26 protein-coding genes and 1 pseudogene are annotated in these 26938 nt (G+C 43.0%); 8 read left to right on the forward strand and 19 right to left on the reverse strand.

Annotated features, from left to right (window positions below):
* The first annotated feature begins 93 nt into the window (after window positions 1–93).
* From puuE to NQU59_RS14935, 4 genes are all read left to right on the forward strand, one after another.
* Complete coding sequence (gene puuE, locus NQU59_RS14920) at window positions 94–1044, forward strand: allantoinase PuuE (RefSeq protein ID WP_257063948.1); 951 nt, start codon at window positions 94–96, stop codon at window positions 1042–1044.
* Window positions 1045–1145: 101 nt separating this feature from the next.
* Window positions 1146–1718 carry a dihydrofolate reductase family protein gene (locus NQU59_RS14925; protein ID WP_257063949.1) on the forward strand — a complete coding sequence of 191 codons (573 nt, stop codon included), beginning with the start codon at window positions 1146–1148 and terminating at the stop codon, window positions 1716–1718.
* Window positions 1719–1946: 228 nt separating this feature from the next.
* Entirely contained in the window at window positions 1947–2192 is a 246-nt protein-coding gene (locus tag NQU59_RS14930) for a zinc ribbon domain-containing protein (RefSeq protein ID WP_010590119.1), read from the forward strand.
* Between the two features lie 133 nt (window positions 2193–2325).
* Window positions 2326–3501, forward strand: a complete 1176-nt coding sequence (locus NQU59_RS14935) for an OmpA family protein (RefSeq protein ID WP_257063950.1) — start codon at window positions 2326–2328, stop codon at window positions 3499–3501.
* Window positions 3502–3618: 117 nt separating this feature from the next.
* On the opposite strand, the gene NQU59_RS14940 is transcribed toward NQU59_RS14935, so the two are convergent.
* The 8 genes from NQU59_RS14940 to NQU59_RS14975 form a co-directional block, all read right to left on the reverse strand.
* Window positions 3619–4134, reverse strand: coding sequence for a hypothetical protein (locus NQU59_RS14940; RefSeq protein WP_257063951.1), 516 nt, complete (start codon window positions 4132–4134; stop codon window positions 3619–3621).
* Window positions 4135–4175: 41 nt separating this feature from the next.
* Complete coding sequence (locus NQU59_RS14945) at window positions 4176–4760, reverse strand: DUF4303 domain-containing protein (RefSeq protein WP_257063952.1); 585 nt, start codon at window positions 4758–4760, stop codon at window positions 4176–4178.
* Window positions 4761–4809: 49 nt separating this feature from the next.
* Entirely contained in the window at window positions 4810–6264 is a 1455-nt protein-coding gene (locus NQU59_RS14950) for an amidohydrolase family protein (protein ID WP_257063953.1), read from the reverse strand.
* On the reverse strand, window positions 6261–7055 hold the full coding sequence (locus NQU59_RS14955; RefSeq protein ID WP_257063954.1) for an ABC transporter permease: 795 nt from the start codon (window positions 7053–7055) through the stop codon (window positions 6261–6263). The genes NQU59_RS14950 and NQU59_RS14955 overlap by 4 nt, the downstream gene beginning before the upstream one ends.
* Window positions 7048–7869, reverse strand: a complete 822-nt coding sequence (locus NQU59_RS14960) for an ABC transporter ATP-binding protein (RefSeq protein WP_257063956.1) — start codon at window positions 7867–7869, stop codon at window positions 7048–7050. Before NQU59_RS14960 ends, NQU59_RS14955 begins: the two co-directional genes overlap by 8 nt.
* A 77-nt stretch (window positions 7870–7946) precedes the next feature.
* Window positions 7947–8939 (reverse strand): ABC transporter substrate-binding protein, encoded by a 993-nt coding sequence (locus NQU59_RS14965; protein ID WP_257063957.1) that lies wholly within the window; start codon window positions 8937–8939, stop codon window positions 7947–7949.
* A 387-nt stretch (window positions 8940–9326) separates the two neighbouring features.
* Window positions 9327–9878: a DUF2004 domain-containing protein gene (locus tag NQU59_RS14970; protein WP_257063958.1), complete on the reverse strand. Its 552-nt coding sequence runs from the start codon at window positions 9876–9878 to the stop codon at window positions 9327–9329.
* A 118-nt stretch (window positions 9879–9996) separates the two neighbouring features.
* The gene (locus NQU59_RS14975) at window positions 9997–10146 is read right to left on the reverse strand and encodes a hypothetical protein (RefSeq protein ID WP_257063959.1); all 150 of its coding nucleotides are present in this window, start codon (window positions 10144–10146) and stop codon (window positions 9997–9999) included.
* A gap of 133 nt (window positions 10147–10279) precedes the next feature.
* Between NQU59_RS14975 and NQU59_RS14980 the strand changes: the two genes are divergently transcribed.
* The gene (locus tag NQU59_RS14980) at window positions 10280–11293 is read left to right on the forward strand and encodes an isopenicillin N synthase family dioxygenase (protein WP_257066313.1); all 1014 of its coding nucleotides are present in this window, start codon (window positions 10280–10282) and stop codon (window positions 11291–11293) included.
* A 106-nt stretch (window positions 11294–11399) separates the two neighbouring features.
* Here the strand turns inward: NQU59_RS14980 and NQU59_RS14985 are convergent, their stop codons facing one another.
* The 3 genes from NQU59_RS14985 to alc all read right to left on the reverse strand — a co-directional run bounded on the left by NQU59_RS14985 (window position 11400) and on the right by alc (window position 13914).
* Window positions 11400–11951: a DMP19 family protein gene (locus NQU59_RS14985; protein WP_257063961.1), complete on the reverse strand. Its 552-nt coding sequence runs from the start codon at window positions 11949–11951 to the stop codon at window positions 11400–11402.
* 131 nt (window positions 11952–12082) lie between these two features.
* Window positions 12083–12619: an ureidoglycolate lyase gene (locus tag NQU59_RS14990; RefSeq protein ID WP_257063962.1), complete on the reverse strand. Its 537-nt coding sequence runs from the start codon at window positions 12617–12619 to the stop codon at window positions 12083–12085.
* Window positions 12620–12909: 290 nt separating this feature from the next.
* Window positions 12910–13914: an allantoicase gene (alc, locus tag NQU59_RS14995; RefSeq protein ID WP_257063964.1), complete on the reverse strand. Its 1005-nt coding sequence runs from the start codon at window positions 13912–13914 to the stop codon at window positions 12910–12912.
* Between the two features lie 164 nt (window positions 13915–14078).
* Between alc and NQU59_RS15000 the strand changes: the two genes are divergently transcribed.
* Together NQU59_RS15000 and hpxO are read left to right on the forward strand one after the other, a co-directional pair.
* Window positions 14079–14792, forward strand: a complete 714-nt coding sequence (locus NQU59_RS15000; protein ID WP_257063965.1) for a FadR/GntR family transcriptional regulator — start codon at window positions 14079–14081, stop codon at window positions 14790–14792.
* Between the two features lie 352 nt (window positions 14793–15144).
* Window positions 15145–16302: an FAD-dependent urate hydroxylase HpxO gene (gene hpxO / locus NQU59_RS15005; RefSeq protein WP_257063966.1), complete on the forward strand. Its 1158-nt coding sequence runs from the start codon at window positions 15145–15147 to the stop codon at window positions 16300–16302.
* 52 nt (window positions 16303–16354) lie between these two features.
* Here hpxO and NQU59_RS15010 read toward each other — a convergent pair whose 3' ends face one another.
* From NQU59_RS15010 to uraD, 5 genes and pseudogenes are all read right to left on the reverse strand, one after another.
* Window positions 16355–17728, reverse strand: coding sequence for an 8-oxoguanine deaminase (locus NQU59_RS15010; RefSeq protein ID WP_257063967.1), 1374 nt, complete (start codon window positions 17726–17728; stop codon window positions 16355–16357).
* Window positions 17729–17745: 17 nt separating this feature from the next.
* Window positions 17746–17937, reverse strand: a pseudogene (locus NQU59_RS15015) (hypothetical protein); the annotation flags it as partial.
* Between the two features lie 47 nt (window positions 17938–17984).
* On the reverse strand, window positions 17985–19352 hold the full coding sequence (locus NQU59_RS15020; protein WP_043973639.1) for a nucleobase:cation symporter-2 family protein: 1368 nt from the start codon (window positions 19350–19352) through the stop codon (window positions 17985–17987).
* 50 nt (window positions 19353–19402) lie between these two features.
* Window positions 19403–19738, reverse strand: a complete 336-nt coding sequence (gene uraH, locus NQU59_RS15025; RefSeq protein ID WP_043973637.1) for a hydroxyisourate hydrolase — start codon at window positions 19736–19738, stop codon at window positions 19403–19405.
* Window positions 19738–20238 carry a 2-oxo-4-hydroxy-4-carboxy-5-ureidoimidazoline decarboxylase gene (gene uraD / locus NQU59_RS15030; RefSeq protein WP_005242213.1) on the reverse strand — a complete coding sequence of 167 codons (501 nt, stop codon included), beginning with the start codon at window positions 20236–20238 and terminating at the stop codon, window positions 19738–19740. The genes uraH and uraD overlap by 1 nt, the downstream gene beginning before the upstream one ends.
* Window positions 20239–20584: 346 nt before the next feature.
* Between uraD and NQU59_RS15035 the strand changes: the two genes are divergently transcribed.
* Window positions 20585–21709, forward strand: coding sequence for a linear amide C-N hydrolase (locus tag NQU59_RS15035; protein WP_257063968.1), 1125 nt, complete (start codon window positions 20585–20587; stop codon window positions 21707–21709).
* A 63-nt stretch (window positions 21710–21772) separates the two neighbouring features.
* Here the strand turns inward: NQU59_RS15035 and NQU59_RS15040 are convergent, their stop codons facing one another.
* Genes NQU59_RS15040 through NQU59_RS15050 form a run of 3 tightly spaced genes read right to left on the reverse strand, consistent with a single transcriptional unit; the run spans window position 21773 to window position 26921 of the window.
* Entirely contained in the window at window positions 21773–24196 is a 2424-nt protein-coding gene (locus tag NQU59_RS15040; protein ID WP_257063969.1) for a glucose/quinate/shikimate family membrane-bound PQQ-dependent dehydrogenase, read from the reverse strand.
* Window positions 24197–24212: 16 nt separating this feature from the next.
* Window positions 24213–25442 carry a carbohydrate porin gene (locus NQU59_RS15045; RefSeq protein ID WP_257063970.1) on the reverse strand — a complete coding sequence of 410 codons (1230 nt, stop codon included), beginning with the start codon at window positions 25440–25442 and terminating at the stop codon, window positions 24213–24215.
* 18 nt (window positions 25443–25460) lie between these two features.
* Window positions 25461–26921 (reverse strand): right-handed parallel beta-helix repeat-containing protein, encoded by a 1461-nt coding sequence (locus NQU59_RS15050; protein WP_257063971.1) that lies wholly within the window; start codon window positions 26919–26921, stop codon window positions 25461–25463.
* Window positions 26922–26938 lie beyond the last annotated feature (17 nt).

The following is a 26938-nucleotide window of genomic DNA, read 5'->3' on the forward strand; positions in this document are numbered from 1 at the left end:
CACTGATTTAAATCAATATAATATTTGACACTCAAAGATTTTATCGGTTAAGTTGATGTGAAGATTCACCTTTTTCACGATTCAGGCATTACTATGGTTTGGCCCAATATAGACATTAACTTAACAGCAGATTATCCACGTGATATGGTCGGTTATGCCAATCAACCGCCCCATGCCCAATGGCCGAATCAAGCGAAAATTGCGGTGCAATTTGTGCTGAATTATGAAGAAGGCGGTGAAAAACATATTCTGCATGGCGATGAAGGGTCAGAACAGTTTTTGTCTGAAATCAGTGGTGCTGAAAGTTATCCTGCACGGCACCTTTCAATGGACTCGATTTATGAATATGGCTCACGGGTCGGTTTTTGGCGCATTCAGCAGGAATTTGCCAAACGTCAATTGCCTATGACCATTTTTGCCGTTGCAATGGCTTTGCAACGGAATCCTTTGGTGGTCGAAGCGATCAAACAAAACAACTATGATGTGGTATCGCATGGCTTACGCTGGATTCATTATCAAAATATGGATATTGAAACTGAGAAACAACATATGGATGAAGCCATGCATATCCTCAAAGATTTGTTTGGTGAAATGCCAACGGGCTGGTATACAGGCCGCGATAGCCCTAATACCCGCCAATTATTGGCGGAATATGATCAGGTGCAATATGACAGTGATTATTACGGCGATGACTTACCTTTTTGGACAACGCTCAGCAATGCAGCGGGTGCTACACGCCCACATTTAATTATTCCTTATACGCTAGATACCAATGACATGAAATTTGCATCTCCTACGGGTTTTAATCGTAGTGAGGATTTTTTTGAATATTTAAAAGATGCTTTCGATGTTTTATACGCCGAGGGTGCAACCTCACCCAAGATGCTTTCTATTGGCATGCATTGCCGTATTTTAGGACGTCCTGCCCGCTTTAAGGCACTGCAACGTTTCTTGGATTATGTGCAAAATCATGATCGGGTCTGGATTTGCACCCGTCAGCAGATTGCGGAGCATTGGTATACGCATCATCCTCTTCAAGCTTAGGCTTTTTAAAACGTCATAAGGTGTCGTTTAGCCAATTTAAACAATTTACTCAAAGAAAATAAGTTCTAAGATACTCCTTTTAAAATAAGGAGATGATCAGGATGAAAGTACAATATTTTGCAGCGAGTACACTAGACGGATTTATTGCGACCGAAGATGACTCTCTAGAATGGTTATTTGCATTAGGCGAACTAGACAACTCAAGTTATCCCACGTTTATTGCAAATGTTGGTGCTTTGGTCATGGGCTCGGCAACTTATCAATGGATGCTAAATAATGCCGAACAAGTTGCTGCCGAAACAGGTTCATCATGGCCCTACTCTCAGCCAACTTGGGTATTTTCTAGCCGTAAACTGCCCTTGATTGAAGGTGCAAATATCCATTTTGTGCAAGGAAAAATCGCTCCTGTTTATGCTGAAATACAATCCGTCATTGGGGATAAAAATATCTGGATTGTAGGTGGTGGCGAATTAGCGGGCCAGTTTTATGATGCAAATTTGCTTGATGAACTCATTATACAAATTGGTTCAGTCACCCTTGGGAAAGGAAAAGCACTTTTCCCTCGAAGATTACTCGCTCCAACACTTAAATTGATCTCTGTTCATCCAATGGGTGAAGATATGGTTGAGTTACATTATACCGTTGAACATAAAACAAAATTAGCAGAATGCTGAAAGCCTTAAACGGTCTATTTGCCTTACCGTAGATAGTAGCAAGGCAATCGAAAAACACCTCAACTCAATCTAAATAGCCCATTCTGTTAAATAAAATGGGTTATTCGGACGAATTTTCCAATCTTTGAACTGATACAATTTTATGACCTGATTGCAAATCGACGAGATATGTTTATACGACATTTGTTAATGCCTAAATGGAAAATAACTTAAAAAGGAAGAACACTTATGGCGCTTATTTCATGCCCCGAATGCAGCCGTCAGGTTTCGACCCAAGCCAATTCCTGCCCGCATTGCGGCTATCCACTGCAGACACAACATAGAGCGCCTGAGTCAAAGGGATTGCAATCAACGCATGTCTGGAGCCGCTCCATCACGGCTCTCGGCGCTTGGTTGGTGATACCCTGGATCGCGCGACTCCTCTTCGGACTAGCGGTGCTGGTATTTGTCTATCTCTCGCTCAAGAGCCAATGAATAACCTTAATTAAAGAACTACATCGCCTTGTTGTACATGTGGTTTTTTGTAGCCGAAGATCGGCATTCAAAGGACTTAACGCGACTCAATTAAAAACAAAACACAGTCAACATATAAGTAGGGTGATTATTCATGTCTTCAATCAACAGATTCATGGTGCTGGGAATGGCATTGCTCGTTTGCGCCTGCACAAAGTCACCCTCAACTGATGAGGATAATGCCAATACCCAGCCGAAAACAGCCAGATCAGCAGTGAAGTCCGCTGGAGATATCGACTTCCCAGTGATCCCGCAAATCGTCGTGCCAGAGATTATAGGCATTGGCCCAGCCCAACGAGCGTTGGAAACATCAATGCAAGACATCATTGATCCAGTCGCAGGCATTAGTGTCAAACCGGCCAACTGTGCCGCCGACGGCGCATTACTCAACGATGCGGGCATTACCAGCATGGATGCGCAAGGCAATCTGTCGCGCAACGGCGATGAAGGCATCTTTCATGTCAATGCAGACGGTAGTGGTACCGCCAACTATGAAGGCGGCGTCATCGTCGTCAACGCAGATGGCAGTGGTACAATCAACGGCAATGGTGACGGTGGTGCTGACGATGGGATCATCTCGGTCGAAGCCGATGGTTCGGGCACATATAATGGCAAGTACGGCATCATTGTGCTAGATGGCAAAGGCGGTGGCACATGGAACGGCGACCACGGGGTGATTCGTAACCAAGGTGATGGTTCAGGCAGTTGGAACGGCCCGCAAGGCATTGTCACCATCAACGCCGACGGCAGCGGTACATGGAATGGTCCGTACGGGTTAGTGAGCAACGACGGTAAAGGCAATGGTAGCATCGGTACACCAGCACGTCAAGTGAAAATGGCACCAATTCCCAAGGTCGCGCCAGCCGGCAAGTTTCCGCCATTAAAAAAATTTGCTCCTCTAGGTATGCCATGCGGGTTCATCATCACACTCAATGATCAGGTGTTGTTCGATTTCGACAAGTCGGATATCCGCCCTGATGCAGCCAAGGTGCTGGACACCTTAGCTGTAGCCTTGCAGAAAGTGCCAGCCAAGACAATAGAAATCCGTGGTCATACCGACGCCAAGGGCAGTGATGCTTACAATCTAAATTTATCTGAGCGTCGTGCCAAATCAGTAAGCATGGCCTTGCGCCAGCGTGGTGCTGCAACCGACGCCAGCACACATGGTTACGGCGAGTCGCAGCCAGTGGCACCCAACGAGGTCAGTGGCCAAGACAACCCTGCCGGTCGACAGTTGAATCGACGGGTGGAAATCTTCGTACGCACTTAATACGGTATGGTTGAACTAGAGTGTACAGTTGATCGTAGTAGCGTGATTGGATGGGCAGAATTTTAACGCCCTCTCAGAAAATGGTGCGTTACGCTGCGCTAACGCACCCTAAGCTTGTTATTCATCTCGATTATCGCCAAAAGGATAGTTTACTCGCATATTCAACCCTATATCTGCAGAAATCTCTGGTAAATTGCTACTTTGATTAAAGTATATTCTATAACCTGCTTCTAATAACTCATAATCATTGCATATTCTATAGCCAATGATAGAAACAGCATAAACACCTGAAAACAGAGGCAATTTAACTAATCCAGATACTTCATTTTTCCAATTCATTAAGGCATCAAGATCACCAATATAGGCACAGCTCTCAACCCTCAGCGCATAAAAATGATTCTCCACAATATCGAACTTCGTGCGTTCTACTTCTTCGTTGCAGAAAACTTTAATATTATATGTTCCATCATCTATTGCCAAAACAGGTACAAATGCACCACCCGCCAGAACCAAATCGCCGACATCAGACATTAAATATTTCTCAAGCAGGTTTTCGCCAATTGTCGCCGAAGGATCTATAAAATCAACAGTTAGCGGATCAAATATCACAAATCCATTAAAATCTATATCCATTTTCAACTGCATTTTTTTGGCTCGTAGCAGGGCAACACATTTTAGATTAGCGCCAAATCACTCATTCTTTGACGCAGTCGCGCTGTTAAATTATCTTTTTTGGTATCATATCTGAACTTAAACAATTGATCTAATTCAATAGCGTTTAACAGTGCAAAACTAATATCATCAAATTCTTCATCATACGCATCAGCATATTGTACCCATACTAGCAATTCATCACCCTGCGCATTACGTAATTGCCCTCGATTACGCATATCAGTAAGTACTGCTAAAATATGCGCTTGGTAAGTTTGGCGCAGACTATCATATTCAACGTCATCATTGGTTTTTTCAGCAAGTGCTGCAACGACGTTATGGACTAGATTGGGCAAACCATCAAATTGCTCTGTTTTCCATTCGGAAATATACCAATAATTGTATGCTTCATCTTCATCACGGCAAGCTTCTGCTAAATGCTCTAAAGTATTTCCTATAATGAAAAAACCACAAATATCCTCTACCATGCCTAGACCTAATGCATAAAAATGCTGATCTGAGTATCGTTCTTGATAATATTTAACAGCGGCTAATACTTTCGTATGAATTGCTTGATCTAATTCAGGCAAAAATAGCGTTAGCGTCATCGCTGACCTCCATGTTTAAAAAGTATGCGGCTGATAAATTTTACTCATCTTAGGCTATTTTCGCCATGTCCATACTTCGCTGTTGTAACAACTTCACCGCTTGCTTGGCTTGCCAAGCCAACTCCATCATATCCAGATCAGGAATCTGATCATTTTCCATCACCATTTTCCCTGCTACAAACATCGCCTTAATATGCGCTCGTCCGCCACTTGCCACAGGCCCAATCGCCATATCATGCAAGCCAAAATAACGAGGATCATCTAACTGATAAATGACCAAGTCCGCCTGTTGGCCTACCTCAATTGTACCGACTTGATCGAGTCCCAATATCTTGGCACCGCCTACCGTTCCCCAACGGATCACATCCTCAATACTGGCAGCATCTGCACCGCCTTCAAATTGTCCACCCTGATATTGTGGTGTTGCCAGCATCCCTTTTCGGGCCCGTTGTAATAACCAAGCGGCATGGGTTTCAGACAACATATCTGCGGCTTCATTGGAACCCGCACCATCCACCCCAATAGAAATGGTCATACCTGCCTGTTCCAGAGCAACAAGATCAGCAATACCGCTACCCAAACGTGCATTACTCTGCGGACAATGCGCAATGCCTGTTTGAGTTTGGCCCAACAACTGAATTTCTTCAGGCAGTAATTTCACCAGATGCGCAAACCAAACATCATTGCCAATCCAGTCCTGCTCGGCACAGAACTGGACTGGGGTCATAGCAAACTTGGCTCTAGCTGCATCCAGATAATCCACTGTTTCGGATAAATGGCTATGCATCCGAATCCCCAATTGTCTGGCGATTTTGGCACTTTCCCTTAATTGCTGTGCTGTGGTTGAATGCAAAGTTGAAGTTGGTGCCATCACGATTTTTCGGAAAGCATTTGAATCTGGCTGATGATAGTGCTGCACCAAACGCTCAATATCCGCTATATAGTCTTCAAATTTTTCTGGACGTAAGGCTTGAGGTAACTCACTTTCCAAACCACGCGTTAAGGTTGCACCACCACGACACAGCACAAAGCGCATACCCAATTTTTCGGCTTCATCAAATAAAATTGCAGCGCCATCAAACGGCATTTGTGGCCAATATAAATAATGATGGTCTGCTACCGTTGCACACCCTGAACGTAATAATTCAATTAAGCCAATACGCACTGCAATCCGAAAAGTCGCTTCATCGAATGCACCACGAAATCGATACGGCGTACTGGCAAGCCATGAGGTCAGGTTTTGATTCAACCCTTGTGGTTCACCCTTGAGTAAAGACTGAAATAAATGATGATGGGTATTCACCCATGCTGGGTAAATCACACAATCTTTGGCATTCACAATCTGCTCATTCGGCTGAGCGATTAGCCGCCCTATTTCCGTAATTTGTCCTGATTGAATGCGGATATCGGTGGATGTGCAACGTGCTGCATCTCCAGATAATCCCGTCAAAATGGCATGGGCATTTTGAATTAAATAACTTTGATTTAATTGGATTAAACTCATACTTGCTCACTCTCATGCCATTTGCTTAAAAACAACTGGCTTAATAAGGACATCAATACAAATAAGCCCAGACCCGTACAGGTAATCAGGAATAATGCAGCAAACATCAAGGGTAAATCCAACTGAAAACCAGCTTGTAAGATTTGATAAGCCAAGCCTGCACTGGTGCCACCCGCACCTGCAACAAACTCGGAAACTACAGCACCAATCAGTGCCAAACCACAAGAAATCCGTAAGCCACCAAAGAAATAAGGCAAAGCATTCGGCACCCTTAAACGCATTAGAATTTGCCAGCGACTGGCTTTGTTGATTTGGAAAAGGTTAAGCAAACCTTTATTGACACTACGCAAACCTAAGGTGGTATTGGTCAGTATTGGAAAAACCGCAACCAGCGTGGCACACACCACCAATGCCAAAGTGGTATTTTGAATCCAGATGATGACCAGAGGTGCGATTGCAACAATCGGTGTGACCTGAAATAAAATGGCATACGGCATAAAACAGGCTTCGAGCACACGGCTTTGTACAAACACAAAGGCCACTAATGTTCCAATGATCACGGCGCAAGTAAAAGCCAATAAAGTGATTTTTAAAGTTACCCATAAACTACCAAATAGCACATTGGACTGATTGATCATTGCCATGACAATATCACTGGGTTTAGGCACCACATACACAGGTACTTCTAATTGTTGAAAACTCAGTTGCCAAAACATGAGAAAAATCAGACCAAGCCCAAGTGGAGCAGCAATACGTTGTACGGTTGGATGTTGTAGCAATGGTTTAATCATGAGCACGTCCTCCGCTTGCCTCAGCTAATAATTGTGATAGATGCGAACATTGTTGAATAAAAATGTCTGAGCTTCGGAAAGACTCATCACGTTGATAAGGCCCTTTAATCTTCAGATCTGCCACTACGCGCCCTGGTCGTGCCCCCATCACAATAACTCGTGAAGACAGATACACCGCTTCATAAATACTATGCGTGACAAACACCACCGTTAAATCTCGTTCTGACCATAATTGACGGATATCACTGTCGAGTTTATGACGGGTAAATTCATCCAATGCCCCAAAAGGTTCATCCATTAACAATAAATCAGGTTCAGTTACCAAGGCTCTGGCCAAAGAGGCACGCATTTGCATGCCACCCGAAAGTTCACGTGGATAAGCGGTGCTGAATTTTTCCAAACCAACGGCTTTTAAAGCAGCTTGGACTTTGGGCGTACTGGTTGATTTGGCAATATGCTGTAAATCCAAAGGTAAACGTACATTGTCTTCGATATTGGCCCAGGGCATTAGCGTTGCTTCTTGAAATACCATGGCCATTTTGCATTGAGATTGTATTTCAGCCTTACCATTCCAGCGCACCAAACCTGCAGAAGGTTGTTCCAGATCAGCAAACATTTTGAGCAAGGTACTTTTACCGCAGCCTGATGGCCCTAGTAATGAAACAATTTCACCACGGGCAATGTTTAAATCTAGTCGCTGTAAGGCATTGGTCCCATTGGGATAGGTTTTTTCAACTCCTCTGGCCATAATCATCGGCGTGATAAAGGTTGAAGATTCATGTATTGGCGTATCAACTGGTAAAGCAGAATTCATGTGGTTTCCCCTTCGTGCGAGTGCCCTATTGTGTTAACCCTTTCACCATGACTTCCTTCTAAGGGAAGTATCTCAGGTTATTTGGCAGCTTTAACAAACTGCGTGGTATAAGCGGTTTTCCAATTGGTTTGAGCTTTGAGTAAACCTGCATTCACCATAAAATCTCGGGTTGCTTTCCAACGTACATCTGTCATGACGCCAATGCCTTGGGTCTTGGCATCGCCACCATCAATCAGTTTTAATTTGCGCATTTGCCCGACTGCAAAAGTCAGTAGTTCATCATTCATATTCGGGTTTTCTTTTTTAATGATGCTATTGCCCAAACGTGGATCAGCTAAATAGTTTTTCCATCCTTCCATCGATGCTTGAACAAAACGGCGCAGCACATCAGGTTTATTTTGAATGACATCATTGCGAGTCACTAAAATACCGCCATAAGCTGGATAACCTGCATCAGCAAATAAAAAGAAATTACTCGAAGGTTCTGCTTTTTTCGCCTGAAACACTTCTGAGGTGGCATAGGCTTGCTGGACTACATTTTTACCTGCTAGGAATGGCTGCATATTGAAGGTATAAGGGCGTGCCTGTGCGGCATCTAATTTGTATTTGCCTTTTAACCACGGCCACCAGCTTGCTTGTCCGCTGGTCGAGACTAGAATGGTTTTGCCTTTCAGATCGGCCAAAGACTTTACATCGCTGTGAGTTAACACGCCTTGTGGATCAAACTGAAATGGTGCAGCCACCGCTTTGATGGGAAAATTACTTTCGATGCCTTTTAAAACCTGTAGGTCATAATTAATAATAATATCGGCACGTTTTGATAATAATAAGGTCATGTTATTGACCTGTGGCCCACCGATTTTAATATCGACATCAAGCCCGTATTTTTTATAAATTCCTTGTGCCAGTGCTTGGTAATATCCTCCTTGTTCGGCTTGTGCAAACCAAGTGGTTTGTAAAACCAGTTTATCGGCTGCAAAACTGGTTGAGCTCAGAACTGTACCTAGCCCCAATAACGCGCCCACGATAACAGTACGTCGCCCTTTGCCCACATAGTGCTGAATATTCATATTAAGCCCCCTAAATCTGTATGGATTCATCTTGCTATTCTTTTTAGGGGGTCAATCAGTGTATAAGCTACACATTTCTCTCAAAGCCAAATCAATTGGCTTTGTCCCCAAAAGAGGAACAGCAAACGCTGTAGAGCAATGTCCCGTATGTTTGCAACATACTGACCGCTTATACTCAATTATGATTTAGCAAGCTCTATGCCAAGATTGATTTGATCTTGTTTTTTATAGCAATTCTCTAGCTTGGATTTATTATTAGTTGTTTTCAGGTGAATCAACTGCATTGTGTCTTTGGTTTTGTATGCAGTTTAATGGTGCGTTAAGTAAGTGGAGATGCACTCTCGGGGTGCTTGAATTGCCATTTGAAAATGATTTAACTACCAATGTTCAGCTTTCCCAACTCACCGTGACAAATTCACCAGTCTCCGTGAATTTAACAGCAAGAATTTGATCGCTAACCTCAGGGCTAAACACATAGTCCATGACTATGGTGTACTCCTCCACACCATCACTTAACCATAAATCAGGTTGGCATACATATAATGATATGTTTTGCAGTCGCATCGCCAACACAAAATCAGCAATATTTACAGTCGTAACATCACCAAATGGCATAAGTGTTTTGATAAATGACCAATCATGATGAGGTATTTGCTCAGGAATTTCTATTAAATGAAACTCAATAAAATCCCGATCCGCTTCGAGGTATCTGCCAATTTGTTGACGAGCAGTCATGTCAAGTTCAGATAAATGCTTCAAACGACTGGCAAAGGCATCCAGTCGATGTGCGTCCATAGGTTTGTCGGATGTTGCCCAAAGTTTTGCTTGGACATTATCTCTAGTCAGTGAAAACTCCTTATGCCATACAACATCAGCATAATCGTGACTGATCGCATCCGTATTCAATGCACCAAAATAAGAATGATCAATTTTGTTCATATATTCCCTCTGCAATAATTCTTTTCAGGAATTTTAACACCATTATTTGTCCAAAAAATTTATAAACAAAGGCATTAAACCTAGCTCAAAATCTAAACTGATTAGAGCCTGTCTGGTTTCAAATTTCAATATTTTCACAAGAAATTGCAGCGTTTCTCGTCATATTGACCTGTTTCACTTTATAAACTGGCACAAAAAGTGCTTCATTCTTTTTGTCAGAGTAGAAGCGTTCAGCATAGTCCGTTACATCGGCTGTTATGCGGGTCATTGCTCAGAAATCAGCTCACTTTTTTATAAAGCTTTCTCTTATGGAAAAAGTGCGGCTCTTTTTTGAATGTGACCCCGTCTCTTTCAATCTATTTGATTGGGTCACGGTTTATCCAAAAGATGAGGTTGAAAATATGAATAGCGCCAATATGACTGCATTAGCTGAACATGACTACAGCTTAGAAGAACTGCAAAAAGAAGCGCGTATGGGAGCTTTGGGTCAAGAAACTTTTGAACGAGAAGTTCGAGTAATTGATTTATCTGACTTCGAACAACGCAAATATGAAATTGCGGAGCAACTCTGGGCGGCTGCCACTGATATTGGTTTTTTTCAGGTCTCGCATCACGGTATTCCATTTGAGCAGATTCAAACTGCATTTGACATGACACAACAATTTTTTGATCTGCCAGAACCGGTCAAAGCACGCTACCCACTCCATCGAAATGCAGGTTGGGAAAGCAAAGCTCAAGTTCGTCCATCAACCAGTACCCCAGACCAGAAAGAATCCTACCAAATCACTCGTCCACGTATGGCTGGGCTTTATCCAACCGAGCAAGAGCTACCTGATTTTAAAAATACCATGCTTGAATTTGAACAGGCCTGTTGGCACGTGGGTATGAAAATACTCTCCTGCTTTGCTTATAAACTGGGTTTTGCCGATAATTTCTTTAGTCTTGCCCACGATCCTGAACAAGACAGCTATCAAAGTACTTTAAGAATGTTGCATTACTATGCCATTGATCCTGCTTTAAAAGATCAATTGGGTCTTTGGCGTGCAGGCGCACATACCGATTTTGATTGTTTAACCTTATTGTTTCAACGTAACGGTCAAGGTGGTCTGCAAGTCTGTCCAGGTAAAGATATGGAACAGCAACAATGGACCAGTATCGAACCACGAGATGATGTGATCACTTGTAATATCGGCGATATGTTAATGCGTTGGAGTGATGATCAATTACCTTCTAATTTCCACCGAGTCAAAAATCCAGAAGCAGATGAATATCAAGGGCCGCGTTATAGTCTGGCATTCTTCTGCCAAGCCAATGAAGATGTGCTGATTGAAAGCCCACAAAAGAAATATCCAGCAATTACAGCCAAAGAATATCTAAAACAACGCATCAGTGCGAATTTTAAAGGGAAATACTAATCGGTGATTCCTTGTAGACAGAGGCAAATGGTCTCTGTCTGCTATTAGACAATTATCGATTTATTTTTCTCGTTTCTGATCTTTTCCGTGATCTCTCCATCGTATTTTAATATTCACGCTGGATTTTTCGTCCTAAAAACTTTTCTATTTCATCAAAAATTTGGTCAATTTCAAGCACCAGCAAATCGCGGTGGTTTCTTAGCCATTGCCCATTTAACAGGGTTAAATTTTCAGTCTTATTTAAATCATAAAACGCATCATTTTTAAGTGCATCTCTGATTAGGTTAGGACCAAAATATTCGCTGTTAATATATTTTTCCAGTTCACCATCGGGTAGGTTGTCTACTTTTTCACATTGTTGAACAAACAAGTGCAAATGCTTCTCTGCGCCTATTTTTTTAAGGCTATTGCTGATTTCCACATTTAACTCTGGCGACCATTGTGTGTTCCATACAAACTGTGAAAAATTACCATTGTTGTATTGAGCCAAATAAAAATCTACGTAGAAACTGCTCATAGCATCGGGGTGGATAGACTCTATATCAATACCTTCTTCTCTCAATACATTCACTACTGAAATATTAGATTCAATCAGTCTAAAAGAGTCACTACTCTCAAAGGCTTTTTTTGAGACAACAATTTTGTTTAACTGCTGCATGAGTAAATTTTCCCTTTGGTTTTAAGCTAAAATAATGTATCAGCCAAAGAACCTAAAAAAGCTTCTGAATGCACTAGATTACTGAACAGAATAGGCCATTTAAAAGAAAATATAAAAGCATGGTTCAATGGTTACAAATTGACGATCTCTGACTGTACTAAAGCTTCAGTGATCCAGCACGGTTGAGATAAATGATGGACATCACAATTACTGCCACCACCAATACGATCAACAACTAAAAAATCACTATCTGCTTCCAAAGTAATTAAAGGATGATGCCATACCCCTTGATGGTAGGTAACTCCCTGCTGCCCATTGCTGATAAAAGCTTGAATCCGTTGTTCATCAGGTCCTGTTTGATCAAATGGCAACGCCACAACAACAATAAACTGCTGTTGCTGCAATGGAATAAAAGACTGTGAACCATAAGGATGTCGTTCTAACATCTCAATATGAAATGGAATGGGAGTTGCAAATAGATTATGAAAAATGCTCATCCCTACAGCAACTTGATCGCCTGACACTTGCGCCAGAGATAAGGCATGATAGCGTTCAGTGAGTCCCTGATTAATCGGAATAAAGTCTTTGTTACTCTTTTCAATCACATCCCCAAAAGCAGCAAAACTGTCTTGAGTTAAAGGCCGAATTTCAATATTTTTTTCATGCATAGCCATTCTCTTTAATACAAAGAAATATTAGCTAAAATCTCACTTATCTAAATGAAAATCATAGTAATATTTCACTATCGTGGTTGGCGGTATGGATGCCACCTGTTTGGCTGTGGTATCAAGGACGTACCATCAGCCAATGAGCAGCGGCTAAAGCTGCGAAAGATTTTTGCCTTGCGCTGTTTCACAGCTCATCATCCTTGAAAAGTAAAATAACACCTATATAAAAATCAGCTTATAAACTGCCAATTTATGAGATCGCACAATCGTACTAAATAATATAATTTAACTTATTCAACTACTTTCCCCCATAAACGAATCCGACTAATCCCGCCATCAGGAATCATATTGACGCGGATATAATTCACTTTTTGATGCTGAAGCACTTCTGCAACATATTCATGAATATTGTCCATCGTCAAAGGCTGCTGTTCCAATAAAAAAGGCCAGAACATACTCTGCGGAATAAGTTGTGCATCGGTCGCATCTTCAACATAAGCAGCTTGAATCGAACAAAATGCAGGAAAATTGCCTTTAAAATACGCGGTATCGACGTCAATTTTTTCAATCTGCCCGGTTTGACCCAAAGCAATAATGCACCAATCAAAACCAGGGGCACGACGACGTTTGGTCTCCCAACCATCGCCCATATTTAAACCACGATCAGGGCTGAGCAGATTATTCGGATGGCCAAAATGCGCATCGCTAAAGGCCACAATACGCCCGCCATTTTTTAAACCAATCAAATCCATCTGCTGGGTTGTATCGACATTTTCGAGCAGCACACGGCCATAGACTCTTAAACGTGCAATACCGCCATCAGGGAAAATATTAATGCGAATATGGGTAATTTTCTGTGCAGCACAGTCAAAAAAATGATGCTGGTCTGGAGATAAAACCGAGTTTTCCAATAAAGCAGTCCATGTGATACCTTCCAATTGATTATCTGGTGCATAGCAGCCCTCAATAGAAGCAGAGGCTGGATAATTGCCTGTGAAAAATGAGGTATCAATATCAAATCCAGATACAACCCCTGTTGCACCTAGACGAACAATGCACCAATCATAACCGGACTCACGTTTACGCCGCGTTTCCCATCCATCCATCCATTTACCATTGTCATCATATTTTCCTTCAATGAATTGAGCGGGTGTGCTTTGCAACATTCTTGCCGCTTCTGCAAAAAACTCATCGGAACAACTTACGATAGTTGCACCAATTCTGGCATCAGCAAGATTGGTGAACGCCTGCAAATGGGTCGGTAAAGCTACGGTTTTAGCAACATGCACTGTCATTGATCATTCCTGAAGGTTTCATTTCTATTCTATTATGCAAGATCCAGTCCAACTGGTCTGACCTGTTGTTAAAAATATAGCTATTTTTAAGCAACAGCACCAACAAAAAGATAAATTTTGTGTAGAATCAAACTGTTTATTTTGATATTTAAGGTACGTTGCAGATGAATCCACAGGCGATGCTTAATGGAAAATCATCTCAGGTGACTGAGCAAGCGGTGGAAGTGATTCATCAACGCATTCAACAAAATACGTATGCAGTCGGTTCTACCTTACCCTCGCAACGTGATCTTGCCCTCCAGTTGGGAATCAGCCGCGCTTCTTTACGTGAGGCATTAACCCGTCTTGCCGCTTTAGGCTTATTGGAAATCAAGGCAGGTAAAGGGGTTTATGTAATTTCACAGCATAGCCAAGCGGCAGAACAATGGGATGGTGAACACCGTGTTTCACTTAAAGATTTCTATCAATTACGTTATGTACTGGAAGGTTTCTGTGCCCTGCTGGCCTGTGAGTACTTAACCGAAGCGGATAAGTCGACCCTGCAACAACACTACCAGTCTCTTGCCAATGCAATCAAACAACAGAACTGGCAGGCAGCTTCTGAATTCGATTATGTATTTCATCAACATATTATTGAACTCAGCCATAATCAATCAATTATTCAAACACTTAAAATGCATACCGAATGGATTAAAAAAAGCCAGATTCTGCCTTTTGTTCAACCTAATCTGGCATTTAAAACCATTCAGGAACATGAATTAATTCTGCAAGCCTTATTTAATCAAGATGCAGTTGCAGCTGAAAAAGCCATGCAAGCGCATATTATTGGTGCTGCGCAACGAGCGGGTGTGTACTTTTCTCGGCATGAGAAGGTTTAAAAAGCTCTTTATTTAATTGCAATATAAGCATCTAACCACTGTCGTGACTGGTGGCATGGATATCGTATTAAAGTCTACCGAAGCACATTATTTATAATGTGTTTTAAACATATGTATCCTTTCGCAATCACACTCGTTTAAGAAAAATCTTACTTGTGTTTTAGATAAAAACTTGAACTTTTATTCATGCACCACTTTGCCCCATGCTTTGAACCATATCCATGCAGCCTTTCTATTTTTGCTTTTTAATAAAGCAAATTATCTGGTATGACCAGTAAAACCAGTTACTAAAATTGGCACACTTCTCGCTTAGAACTGTTTAGAAACTTATTTATATTTTAGGGTCTGAACGATGAATATTGCGATTGTAGGTGCAGGTATGGGCGGTTTGACTGCTGGTATCGCTTTAAAAAAATTTGGTCATCAGGTCACGATCTATGAACAAGCAGCGGAAATCTTACCCGTCGGTGCAGCCATTTCACTTTGGTCAAATGGGGTAAAGTGCCTCAACTATCTGGGCTTAACCGATCAAATTCAGGCGCTTGGTGGACAAATGGAGTCTCTGGCTTATGTGGATGGACTGAGCCAGCAAACCATGACTCAATTTAGCTTATCACCTTTATATAAAGAAGTTGGGCAACGTGCCTACCCTGTCGCCCGAGCAGATCTACAACAATTACTCATGCAGCAATTTGGTCTGGCAGATATCAAACTGGGCATGAAAATGATCGAGATTGAAAGCCATCAAGATGATGTTACCCTTCATTTTCAAGATGGCTCACAAATTACAGCTGATTTGTTGATTGGTGCAGATGGCACACACTCTCTCACTCGAAAATTTGTCCTCGGTTATCAGGTAGAACGCCGCTATGCCGGTTATGTGAATTGGAACGGTTTGGTCGATATAGATGAAGCGATTGCGCCTGCCATGCAATGGACGACGTATATCGGTGAAGGTAAGCGTGTCTCACTGATGCCCGTTGCCCTAAATCGTTTCTATTTTTTCTTTGATGTGCCGTTAGCGGCTGGATTGGAAAATCAGCGTGAGCAGTACAAGCAAGACCTGAAATTCCATTTCAGTGGCTGGTGTGAACCTGTACAAAAACTGATTGAACGTTTAGATGCGCAAAAAACCAATCGTGTCGAAATCCACGATATTGAACCATTTATGAATTTTTATAAGGGACGAGTGGTGCTATTAGGTGATGCAGCACATAGCACTACGCCTGATATCGGACAAGGCGGCTGCCAAGCCATGGAGGATGCGATTTATCTCGCCCGTGCCCTACAAATTAACACCTTTGGTTTAGAGGATGCATTGGCACGTTATCAAAACAAGCGCAATGATCGTACCAAAGAAATGGTACTTCGGGCACGTAAACGTTGCGATATCACCCATATGAAAGATCCACAAGTGACTGAAGAATGGTATCAATCTCTGTATCAAGAACAAGGTTCACATATCATGCAAGGCATCATCAGTAATATTATTGGCAATCCACTCGATTAAATTAAAAAAGGGGGCGCTTATCAGCCCCCTCCTTTAAATCAATCACGATTTCTTAAGCCGCCAATAAGGCTTTTGCTGCGGCACGATGTTTTGCCTTCAGTTGTTCTAAGTCAAGCCCTTGAATCTCGCCATGTTTGACTTGCCACTGGCCTGCAACCATTACATGTTCCGCTTTATCCGCACCACATAAGAGTAAGGCTGCAATCGGGTCATGACTGCCTGAGAATTTCAATTCATCGAGCTTATAACAGGCTAAATCGGCCTGATAATCAGGTGCAAATTGTCCTAAATGCTCTCCACGCCCTAATAGCTGTGCGGAACCATGAGTTCCCCAATGCAAGGCCAACTCAGGAGTAATCTGTTCAGCACCATATCTTAAACGCTGTAAATACATGGCTTGACGAACTTCCAGAATTAAATTTGAAGCATCTCCAGAGGCAGAGCCATCAACGCCCAAACCCACCTTGGCACCTGCCTGCATTAAATCGAGGGTTGGGCAAATCCCTGAAGCGAGGCGCATATTTGAATGTGGACAATGACAAATCCCTACTCCAGCCTGCCCTAAACGCTGAATTTCATCTGCATTAAAATGAATACCATGCGCCAGCCAAGTCCGTTCATTTAGCCAACCCACATGTTCTAAATAATCTACCGTACGCATACCAAACTTTTCCAGACAGAAGCTTTCCTCATCCAAGGTTTCTGCAAGGTGTGTATGCAATCTAACATCCAGTCTTTGGGCAAGTTGCGCGCTTTCTCGCATAATCTCCTGTGTGACCGAAAAAGGTGAGCATGGGGCCAAGGCAATATTAACCATACCGTTATCCCCGCGTTGATGATATTTCTGCACCAAGCGTTCACTGTCCCTTAAAATGACCTCCATGCTTTGTACGGTGTGCTGTGGCGGCAACCCACCCTGTTCTTGTCCGAGACTCATCGAACCACGAGTTAACATCACCCGCATTCCCAATTGTTGCGCCGCATTGACTTGAATATCAATCGCATCGGTCAACTGTTGCGGGAATAAATAATGATGATCCGCGGCAAAGGTACAGCCCGATAATAACAACTCCGCCAAAGCCACTTGGGTCGCCACATGTAACTGCTCTGGATTGAGACGTGCCCATACCGGATACAGATTAACCAACCATGGAAATAAAGGTAGATTAACCACAGGAGTCCAAGCCCGCGTCAAGGTTTGATAAAAATGATGGTGGCTATTCACCAACCCAGGAATCACCACCAAGTCTTTGGCATCGAATATGTCATCACATGGCAGACTGGGTTGCTGATCCTTTGCCAAAACCTCGACAATTTTATTATTTTCAATCACCAAGCCATTACTCGCGTCGAGTTGATTTGCGGTAAAAATTGCGAGTGGTTGTTTAATCCAGATTCTTGAACGGCTATTTAAGCTGGCCATCATGACTATTATCTCGTCCTTTAAAATTTGTAGCTCAGTGCAAAACGGTTTTGTAAGAAATTTTTGTCATAACGCGGAGAAGTCTGAATCCCTGCAAAATTACTGACACTAAAACCTTTCAAAGCACCCATGAAGTTATAAATGCCAAACAGCATGTATTCAGATTGATTTTGACTGGCAACATTCTCTGCCTCTTTTAAATCCATAATAGATAAAAAGCAGGATTCAGTTTGAACATCCAATCCTGAATCCGTGATGATCAATGCCCTGAATTCAAGGGCAAGCTGGCTACTTGCATTGATTTTTTAGTGAATGGAAGATGATTGAAAATGATGTTAAGTAGAATTGCTGTAATACAGGTTGAACTAATACCAGAGTGTAATAACATCTGCACAGAAACAGGGAACTGCGCATAAAATTCATGGTTTACAATTGGAATCATGCCGATCCCCAATGAGGTTGCGACAATGATCAGATTCTTATGCTCGTTATAATCCACTTTTGCTAAAGTGCGAATTCCACTGGCTGCGACCGTTCCAAACAGGACAATCCCCGCTCCGCCTAATACTGGCATCGGAATCGATGCGACTAAGCGCCCGACAATCGGTAGTAAACCTAAAACAATCAGGATTCCCCCTGCCGTTGCCACCACAAATCGGCTTTTAATTCCAGTAATCGCCACCAGTCCAACATTCTGTGCAAATGCCGTTTGCATAAATGAGCCGAAGATCGGTGAAATTGCACTCGATAGCATGTCTGCACGTAAACCATCCCCAATACGTTTGGAATCGACTTTGCTGCCAACAATTTCACCAATCGCAATAATATCTGCAGTGGTTTCCGTCATCACCACCAATGTCACAATCACCATGGACAGAATGGCAGAAAACTCAAAGACAGGAAAACCGAAGCGGAAAAAGCTCGGCAATGCAAAAATAGAACCTGAACCGACATTGGAAAAATCAGTGAATCCTGCAAAATAAGCCAGTACAGTTCCCAGCACAATGGCAATCAAAATCGCAAGCCGACGTAAGATCTGACTCCGCAACATACTAAAAATAATCACAATCGCCAAGGTCATCAATGCCAAACCAACATTGGCTGGATCACCCCAGTTTTCAGCTTTTGGATTGCCGCCCATAATCCAGCGAATTGCCACTGGTGTTAGCGAAATACCGATCATGGTAATCACACAACCCGTCACCACGGGTGGAAAGAAACGGATAATTTTTGCGAAAAATGGTGTGAGCAACAGGCCAATAATCGATGCCACAATCACAGCACCAAACGCCGAGGCCAAGCCACCGCCTGTGGTCACAATGGCTAGAATGGTGGCGACACCTGCGAAAGAGACCCCTTGAACAATCGGCAATTTTGCGCCGAAATGCTTAAAACCAACAGTTTGCAAAACGGTGGCAATTCCCCCAACAAATAATGCCGCCGCCACCAATAGTCCAATTTCAGAGGCCTGCAAGCCTGCCGCAGCACCAATAATTAATGGCGGTGCAATGATACCGCCATACATGGTCAAGACATGCTGCAAACCATAAATGAGGTTTTTGTTCATGCCTAAATATTGATGTTCTGCTGATCCGTGAGCCTCACGGTCTAGGTTGTCTTGCTGCATGGGTTAATTCCTCTAATTTAATTCATGATGTCCACATTGCTTGAGTTGATTTAGCTGCCACGATAGGTTGAATATGAAAAAGGACTGATTAATAAAGGCACGTGATAGTGCTGTTGAATATCAGCGACCTTAAAATCAATACATACACGTGGATAAAAACTTTCGGTATTTAAAGCTTGAAAATAATCGGCAACTTCAAAAATTAATTGATAATTGCTTTGCGCAAATACCTCGATATTAAATGTTTTAATACGGCCATCTGCATCAGTATATTGTTGGTCCAATAACATATAGTTCTGATCCACTTGTTGCAGTAATTTCACCAGAACCTTTGTCGCAGGCTGACCCAGTGATGCATTTAAAATATGTGTACTGATACCCGCCATTATTGAATCTCCTGATTTAAACGAAGCAGCGCAATTTCAGCCAATTGCTGCTTCACTTCGGCCTGTTCCTGTTCTGCTGTATTTTTAAGTCGGCGCTGCAACTCTGACAATATCTGCTGCCCTGAACGACCTGCCGCACGAATCAAATAGATATGCCCAAATTTGTGCTCATAGTCTAAATTGCCCTGATAAAGTGCCAATTGCAGGACTGCATCTATTTGGATCTGCCCTTGTTCTTGCTGAGAAAACTGCTGTTCTTTTTCAGACAACACCGCTGCTGCTTTTTTCTCGCCAATACGTGGATGTTGCGCCAAAGCCGCAGTGATTTCAGGCCATTGCCAGGTTTGAGCTTGTGCCAGCGCAGTTTGATAAAGCTGTGCTTTAGAGCTGTAAGGACGTTGCTGTAGCAGCTCGGAAATCCAAGTGGGAATGTGCACACAGCCTTGCAAGACCCGTTGGGCCGCATCTGAATCGAGCTGATTGAATGTTTCGAGTTGCATCACTGCTCCAAATTAATGCATTGTCTGACTGGTCTGACCAGATATCATAAATGAAGCAATGAATATGCCAACTCTACTTACCCACACGCAATATCGACTTTCTGACTGTAATGTTCGAATGATTTAAACTAGAAAATACGGCATCTAATTATTTATTTTTATTTAAAATAATATTTAAAAATAGAACCCTATATTTATATTAAAACTATTTGACTATCAAAATATCCTCTGCTAGTTTTTTAAATACTCAAACGATCTTATATATTTAGAGCACTTACATAATAATTTAAGATCAAATAAAAACCAAAAATCATGATTTATTCTAATAATCAAAAGAGAAAATAATATGTGTACCGAGTTTATTCTACCTCAAGCAACAGGCTATCGTATCTCTGGACGTACCATGGATTTTGCCGCCACCTTTACTTGGCAACTGGCTGCAATTCCATTGGCAACGTCCTTAAAGGCAATTGATACCTTAAGTCCGAACACACCAGCTTATCACTGGACTGCAAAATATGGTTTTATGGGGATTGGGATTAAGCTCCCTTTAAATCTGCTTGATACCAAACTATGCGATGCCATGAATACAGACGGATTTTCGGCAGCTGCACTTTGGTTACCACCTTCCCGTTATCCTAAAAAAGCCGATGCACCACCAACTGCCAAACTCATTTCAGCTTTGGATATTTGTGGCTGGGCGGCTTCTAACTACAATTCAGTTGAAACACTAAAACAGGATTTATACGCCATTCAGCAAGGACAGCCGACGTCTCTTGGAGAGGTCTTATATTTTTGGGATCCGCTACAGTTTTCTGAACATAGCGAGTTCAATCACACGGATGAGCTCAAAAATTTAATCCCGATTCATTTCCAGTTTCACGATAAAACTGGCGCAAGTCTGGTGCTTGAATTCCGTGATGGGCAATTAGCAATTACTGACAATACCGATATTGGAGTCATGACCAATACCCCGTTTATTGAATGGCATCGTACCAACCTAGAAAATTATCTGGGCGTTACCAATGTTGAAACGGACAGCCAGACTATCATTGGTCTGAATGTGAATAAAGCCGGTAATGGCGGTGGTTCAATCGGGCTCTCTTCTTCTGCATTGCCTTCTGATCGTTTCCTACGTACTGCCTTCACACTGAATTATTCAATTCCTTGGTTAAACCAAACACAACGCCCAACTAACACTGCCGCGATTGCCCATGTAATGAATGTGATTAAAGGTATTTATGTTACTCGCGAACAATGCATTGATCAAAGTGGCAATATCAAGGGTGACTATACTCAATGGGAAATCGTTCGTGATCACAGCAATCAGGTTTTCTATATTTCAACAACCGCAAGCTTAGGTTTTTGGCAAATTAACTTCTCAGATTATCAACTAGGTCAAAATGCTCAACCACAATTCGTAGTAATTTCTGATGCTGTACAGATGCCCGTGTTAAAAGCGACAGCTTAAGATCAGTTCAATGAAAAAACGGCAATCATAGAGATTGCCGTTTTTTAAGTCAGTTTAAACAGCTTAGTTCAAGCTATACGCAATCACATAATCACCATGATCAGGCGACTGGCGTGCACCGCCCGCAGTAATCAACACATACTGTTTACCGTTTTTTGGAGACACATAGCTGATTGGGGTACCTTGACTCCCTACAGGTAAACGCGCTTTCCATAACTCTTTGCCCGAAGACGAATCCAATGCACGTAAATAATAGTCTTGTGTTGCGGCAAAGAATACCACCCCACCTTGAGTTGCCATTGGCCCACCAATGGTCGGCATTCCAATCGGTGCTTTAAGCCCCATTTTGATGCCCATTGGCCCTGTATCCTGCACGGTTCCCATTGGAACCTGCCAAGCAATTTGACGGGTTTTCATATCAATTGCGGTCATGGTGCCATAAGGTGGTTTTTGGCATGGGATATTCAACTTTGACCAGAAACGATCTTTGTTGACTTTATAAGGGGTGCCTTTCATCGGCACTGCACCCATGCCTGTATTCACTTTCTCTCCACCATTGGCTTGAACAGCCAAATCTTCTGGGGTTTGTTCAATCAGCTGAATCCATAAACCTAAGCGCATGTCATTGACAAACATATATTGATGACTTGGATCAAAGGCGATACTGCCCCAGTTCATGCCGCCCAAAGAACCCGGAAAACTTAAAGATTTATCCGTACCTGGTGCAGTAAATAAACCTTCATAACGCATCGATTTAAAGTTAATTCGGCACATCAACTGGTCAAATGGCGTTGCGCCCCACATATCCGATTCGGTTAAGGTTTGATTGCCAATCTGTGGCATTTCCACCGAACGCGGTTGAGTTGGGCTGTATTGCTCACCTTTGATATCAGCAGGTTTCACTGGCTGCTCAATCACTTTGGTGAGTGGTTGGCCTGTGACACGATCCAAGACAAAGAACTGACCTGATTTGTTGCCAATCACCACAGCGGGTTTATTGCTGCCATCTTGCATTGGGAAATCCACCAAGCTGGGTTGCATTGGCAAATCAAAATCCCACAAGTCATTATGAACAGTCTGATAAACCCACTTTTCCTGACCTGTGGTCGCATCTAAAGCCAATACGGATGAGTTGTATTTATGGTCCAATGGTTGACGATTACCGCCCCATACATCAACAGATGAGCTACCCATTGGCAAGAATACTGTGTTCATTTGCGGATCATAAGACATCGCTGCCCAAGAGTTAGCAGAACTGCGCTTATAGGTTTCACCTTCTTTTAACACATGGTTTGGATCTGGATTACGTGGATCAAAGGCCCAACGTAATTCACCTGTAATGACATCGTATGCACGAATCACTCCACCCGGCATATCGGCGGCAAAGTTATCGGCAATCCGACTCCCCACCACGATCACTGTCCCCGCAATGGTTGGTGCAGATGTCACCTCAAAGCGTGGTGCAGCTGTACCCTCACCCAAACCTTTGAGTAGGTCAACGGTACCTTCTACCCCAAAGTCTTTACAACGCTCACCTGTATCTGCATTGACTGCAACCAGGCGACCATCTGGTGTATTGGTATAAACACGGCGTAGACATGAGGTGTTGTTTGCGACAGCTTTTACAGGCGTCGCACCAGCCAAAGTTGGCTGAACCAAGGTTTGGGTAGAATCGAAATACGCAACCCCACGACAACGCTCCCATGCATCTGACTTGGAGTTGACTTCGGCTTTCCAGAGTTGTTTGCCTGAGTCCGCTTCCAAGGCAAAAATATTGTTATGCGGGGTACATAGGTAAATCTTATTGCCCACCTGTAACGGGGTCATTTGATCTTCTGCACCATTTCCCGAGCCTGTGGTGAAATCACCCGTACGGAAACGCCAGACCTCTTTCAACTGATGCACATTGTCTCGTGTGATCTGATCCAATGCAGCAAAACGACTACCACCTGTATCTTGACCATAATGCTGCCAGTTGCTCTGTTTCATATCAGTTTTCACAGGAACCAAAGGCAAGGCCTGTCCAGAGGCCGCAACCGTTGGATGTGGCTGGAACATCTGATAAAAACCTATCACCATGCCAATCACCGTTAATATCCCAAGACCATAAGCAGGTAGATCTGCACTCGGCTGGAATTGATAACGGCGAATGGCAGGTAAAGTAAACATCAGCGCGGCAAATAAGCCTGCGGGGAACATCAGTCTTGAAAATAAAGGCCAGAATTCCCACCCTGCATCGATCAATGACCAGATAATCGTTCCTGCAAAAACCAGACTGAATAACCAGACACCCAGCGCTTTTTTCTTAAAAATAAAAACAGCCGAGATCAGCGTGAATACACCCGAGATCACGAAATACCATGATCCACCTAACGTCGCGAGTTGAAACCCACCGACTGTAAAAAACAAGCCTGTGAGTAACAAAACTAGCGCCAAAATAAAGCACCATATTTTCAGTATGATATGCGAGCTTGAAGATTCAGACATCTGGCATACTCCTGTATTAAAAATTCAGCCCAACTGAAATACCGGCTACCCAGACATTATCACGAGACTGATTGCCGCTTGGCTGATAAACATACTGGATATTGGGACGGAACATCACTGCTGGGGAATAGTTGTAAACATAGTTCAGTTCAACATTCATCTCATCATCACGATCGCGATTGGCTGCCACCTGATCATTAAATTTATAACGCCCTACACCAAAACCGATCTGGTCGGTTGGTCGTGATGGCAAGGCTCCCTTGTACCAGAAGGCGATTTGCTGAGTATCAGAAATATTGGCGGTTTTATCATTGTTCCAGACCAGATTCACGGCGCCATATAACCCCCCCTTTGAATCCGTGGCATTGCTGCTCAACTGTTGCTGGGTATTCAGCCAGATGGCTGATTTTGGATCTTGTCCTGCTTGTGCATCAACTCGATCATAGTCATGACTACTCCAGAAACCGCCAACTTTATACTCGCCCGCCAAACCGTTTAATTTATTGGTTTTCCAAGCCAACTCGACAGGAATCAAGACACCTTTTGCCCGATCCGTAGACAGGTTGAAATTTGCATTGTCCTTCACTTCAGTATTTTCGGGATTATTTTCATAAACGCCGACACCAAATGTCCATTCAGGCATAAACTGGTATTTCACATTTGCAGCCCACCCACTCACAGGGCCGTTATACCAGACATCGCCCTGACTCTTGCCCACTTGGCCACCACATAAAATCAAACTCTGAAAATTACAGTGTGAGCTATTAAAGTCCTCAGACATTCCCATACGCCCCAATTTAAACTGCAGGGTATTGTCTAGAAATCCTGTTTTAATCCATGCTTGCGTCAAGCGCCAGATATTACCGCGCCCATAAATTTCCGTTGGACTACCGTTCATGCCTATATTACTTGCAATATTACGTCCATCCCGTTTGGTCACAGTTAGAGCGGCTGTCGTGTTGGGTAATCCTGCAATTTTAGCCAAATCAAAATTTGCGCCCAATGCCACCTGATTGGCATTTTTGGTGGGATGATGTTCCAGACCGTCCAGCACTGTTGCCGTTTGGTTCATGACATTCAGGTTAAATTTATAACCGTCTTTTTCCAGTTGCTGACGCTGACCATTCCAGTCACCGAGGAGCCATTGACGCTCTGGTGACCACGGCTGATCCGCAAAACTAGATTGAGCAACACATACAGTAACTGCCAGACAGCTCAGTTTGAGCAATAATGCATTCGACTTCATATTCGGCCTCCTTGCCGTTTATTTCAGTTTTACAGCTGAACTGAGTTCAGATGTTGCACCTACACGGTCAGTGATCGTTGCTGTCACTGAAGCCACTTGGGTTGTTGGTTTCCAAGTCAGCGTTGCGGTTCCTTGTGCATTGGTTGCAGCAACCGCTGAACCTAAATAAAGCTCTGCTTCATTTGAATTTACTGATGTGTTGCCAAAAAACTCGACCTGATAACGCTGGTTCGGCTGGCCTTTGACTTCGACTGCAATTTGTCCTTTGGACAAGCTTAGTTTCGGTGCCTGAATATTCTGGTTCGGTTGAGCATTACAGCCTTGCTCATCTGGTTTGTTGCAGGTTTTTTGCAAGTTGGCAGGATCAATCTTGACCCCATGACCACGTGAACCGACGAAATGTGCATGCTCTAATCCTGGAACGTCAAAGATAATCGCGCCAACACGTTGATTCGATACGCAACTTCCACCCGCCTCACAACGTTTAATATCTTTGCCGTTATTCCAGATTAAGTTTTTGGTCAGAGTAATGTGGGCATTGGCATCTTTTTCAGAGCGGATCGCGATACCCACCCGATTGCCATGTACTTTATTGCTGTCAAAAATGTTGCCGTCACCCGTCAGGTTAAAACCGTTGGAATTATTGGTCAGTTCGTTATAGGCAATATAATTACGTTTACCCCAATTGATCTGTAAACCATCTGAGTAATTTTCAAATTTATTCCCCACAACGGCATTGTCATTGCCCCACAAAATCTCAATTCCTTGAGATGGTTCAGGATTTGCGGCTGTTGATATAAACTGGTTATTGGCAACCAAGTTAAATGCTGCACCACGGGTCAGTTCAAGCCCGTCACCATTGTCCTGAAAATAGTTGTTCAATACTTTGTTGTTATTGGTGGTGGTCGCGGTTGGATTACCCTTGCCATCATCTCCTGTCAACATCACCCCTGCGCCACCATAGTTATGCATGATACGGTTATTTTGAATCAGGTTATTACTGGCACGATTCATCAAAATCCCAATACAGAAATGACGAATTTCCAAGCCTTGGATGGTGACGCCATTGATGTCGCGTAATACGATGCCCGGCAAAGTGGTGGTACGGACATTGGTGCCGAATTGCCCCTCGACTGCACCTGGGCAGGCTTCGACCCCTGTGCCTTTAATATAATTTGATCCATCAATCGCAATAAATTCACCAGTTTTTGCCCATTGCGTTCCAATGATTTTTACAGGCGCTTTGATTTCAGGTAATGGACTGTTGACCTTAATCGCATAGGGTGCTTTGCCTACCGCTTGAATCAGAATCTCGCTGGCTTCTGTCGGTTTGCTATTGGCTTGTTCAATTGCCCAACGTAAAGAACCTTGATCCGCATCATCCTGATAACGATCGACAATATAAGTTTCTGCTGCTGCCCAACCCGAAACGGCCATAGCGATGGCTAAAGTACTTAAACGTAAGCAAATTGTTTTCATATCAAAAAATCCTTTTT

Origin of the sequence: Acinetobacter colistiniresistens, assembly GCF_024582815.1 — a bacterium.
Classification (GTDB): domain Bacteria; phylum Pseudomonadota; class Gammaproteobacteria; order Pseudomonadales; family Moraxellaceae; genus Acinetobacter.

Bases quoted from the DNA above. Each gene is read 5' to 3' on its own strand.
- puuE (WP_257063948.1), top strand. From the start codon at position 94: ATGGTTTGGCCCAATATAGACATTAACTTAACAGCAGATTATCCACGT.
- NQU59_RS14925 (WP_257063949.1), top strand. From the start codon at position 1,146: ATGAAAGTACAATATTTTGCAGCGAGTACACTAGACGGATTTATTGCG.
- NQU59_RS14930 (WP_010590119.1), top strand. From the start codon at position 1,947: ATGGCGCTTATTTCATGCCCCGAATGCAGCCGTCAGGTTTCGACCCAA.
- NQU59_RS14935 (WP_257063950.1), top strand. From the start codon at position 2,326: ATGTCTTCAATCAACAGATTCATGGTGCTGGGAATGGCATTGCTCGTT.
- NQU59_RS14940 (WP_257063951.1), bottom strand. From the start codon at position 4,134: ATGGATATAGATTTTAATGGATTTGTGATATTTGATCCGCTAACTGTT.
- NQU59_RS14945 (WP_257063952.1), bottom strand. From the start codon at position 4,760: ATGACGCTAACGCTATTTTTGCCTGAATTAGATCAAGCAATTCATACG.
- NQU59_RS14950 (WP_257063953.1), bottom strand. From the start codon at position 6,264: ATGAGTTTAATCCAATTAAATCAAAGTTATTTAATTCAAAATGCCCAT.
- NQU59_RS14955 (WP_257063954.1), bottom strand. From the start codon at position 7,055: ATGATTAAACCATTGCTACAACATCCAACCGTACAACGTATTGCTGCT.
- NQU59_RS14960 (WP_257063956.1), bottom strand. From the start codon at position 7,869: ATGAATTCTGCTTTACCAGTTGATACGCCAATACATGAATCTTCAACC.
- NQU59_RS14965 (WP_257063957.1), bottom strand. From the start codon at position 8,939: ATGAATATTCAGCACTATGTGGGCAAAGGGCGACGTACTGTTATCGTG.
- NQU59_RS14970 (WP_257063958.1), bottom strand. From the start codon at position 9,878: ATGAACAAAATTGATCATTCTTATTTTGGTGCATTGAATACGGATGCG.
- NQU59_RS14975 (WP_257063959.1), bottom strand. From the start codon at position 10,146: ATGACCCGCATAACAGCCGATGTAACGGACTATGCTGAACGCTTCTAC.
- NQU59_RS14980 (WP_257066313.1), top strand. From the start codon at position 10,280: ATGAATAGCGCCAATATGACTGCATTAGCTGAACATGACTACAGCTTA.
- NQU59_RS14985 (WP_257063961.1), bottom strand. From the start codon at position 11,951: ATGCAGCAGTTAAACAAAATTGTTGTCTCAAAAAAAGCCTTTGAGAGT.
- NQU59_RS14990 (WP_257063962.1), bottom strand. From the start codon at position 12,619: ATGCATGAAAAAAATATTGAAATTCGGCCTTTAACTCAAGACAGTTTT.
- alc (WP_257063964.1), bottom strand. From the start codon at position 13,914: ATGACAGTGCATGTTGCTAAAACCGTAGCTTTACCGACCCATTTGCAG.
- NQU59_RS15000 (WP_257063965.1), top strand. From the start codon at position 14,079: ATGAATCCACAGGCGATGCTTAATGGAAAATCATCTCAGGTGACTGAG.
- hpxO (WP_257063966.1), top strand. From the start codon at position 15,145: ATGAATATTGCGATTGTAGGTGCAGGTATGGGCGGTTTGACTGCTGGT.
- NQU59_RS15010 (WP_257063967.1), bottom strand. From the start codon at position 17,728: ATGATGGCCAGCTTAAATAGCCGTTCAAGAATCTGGATTAAACAACCA.
- NQU59_RS15020 (WP_043973639.1), bottom strand. From the start codon at position 19,352: ATGCAGCAAGACAACCTAGACCGTGAGGCTCACGGATCAGCAGAACAT.
- uraH (WP_043973637.1), bottom strand. From the start codon at position 19,738: ATGGCGGGTATCAGTACACATATTTTAAATGCATCACTGGGTCAGCCT.
- uraD (WP_005242213.1), bottom strand. From the start codon at position 20,238: ATGCAACTCGAAACATTCAATCAGCTCGATTCAGATGCGGCCCAACGG.
- NQU59_RS15035 (WP_257063968.1), top strand. From the start codon at position 20,585: ATGTGTACCGAGTTTATTCTACCTCAAGCAACAGGCTATCGTATCTCT.
- NQU59_RS15040 (WP_257063969.1), bottom strand. From the start codon at position 24,196: ATGTCTGAATCTTCAAGCTCGCATATCATACTGAAAATATGGTGCTTT.
- NQU59_RS15045 (WP_257063970.1), bottom strand. From the start codon at position 25,442: ATGAAGTCGAATGCATTATTGCTCAAACTGAGCTGTCTGGCAGTTACT.
- NQU59_RS15050 (WP_257063971.1), bottom strand. From the start codon at position 26,921: ATGAAAACAATTTGCTTACGTTTAAGTACTTTAGCCATCGCTATGGCC.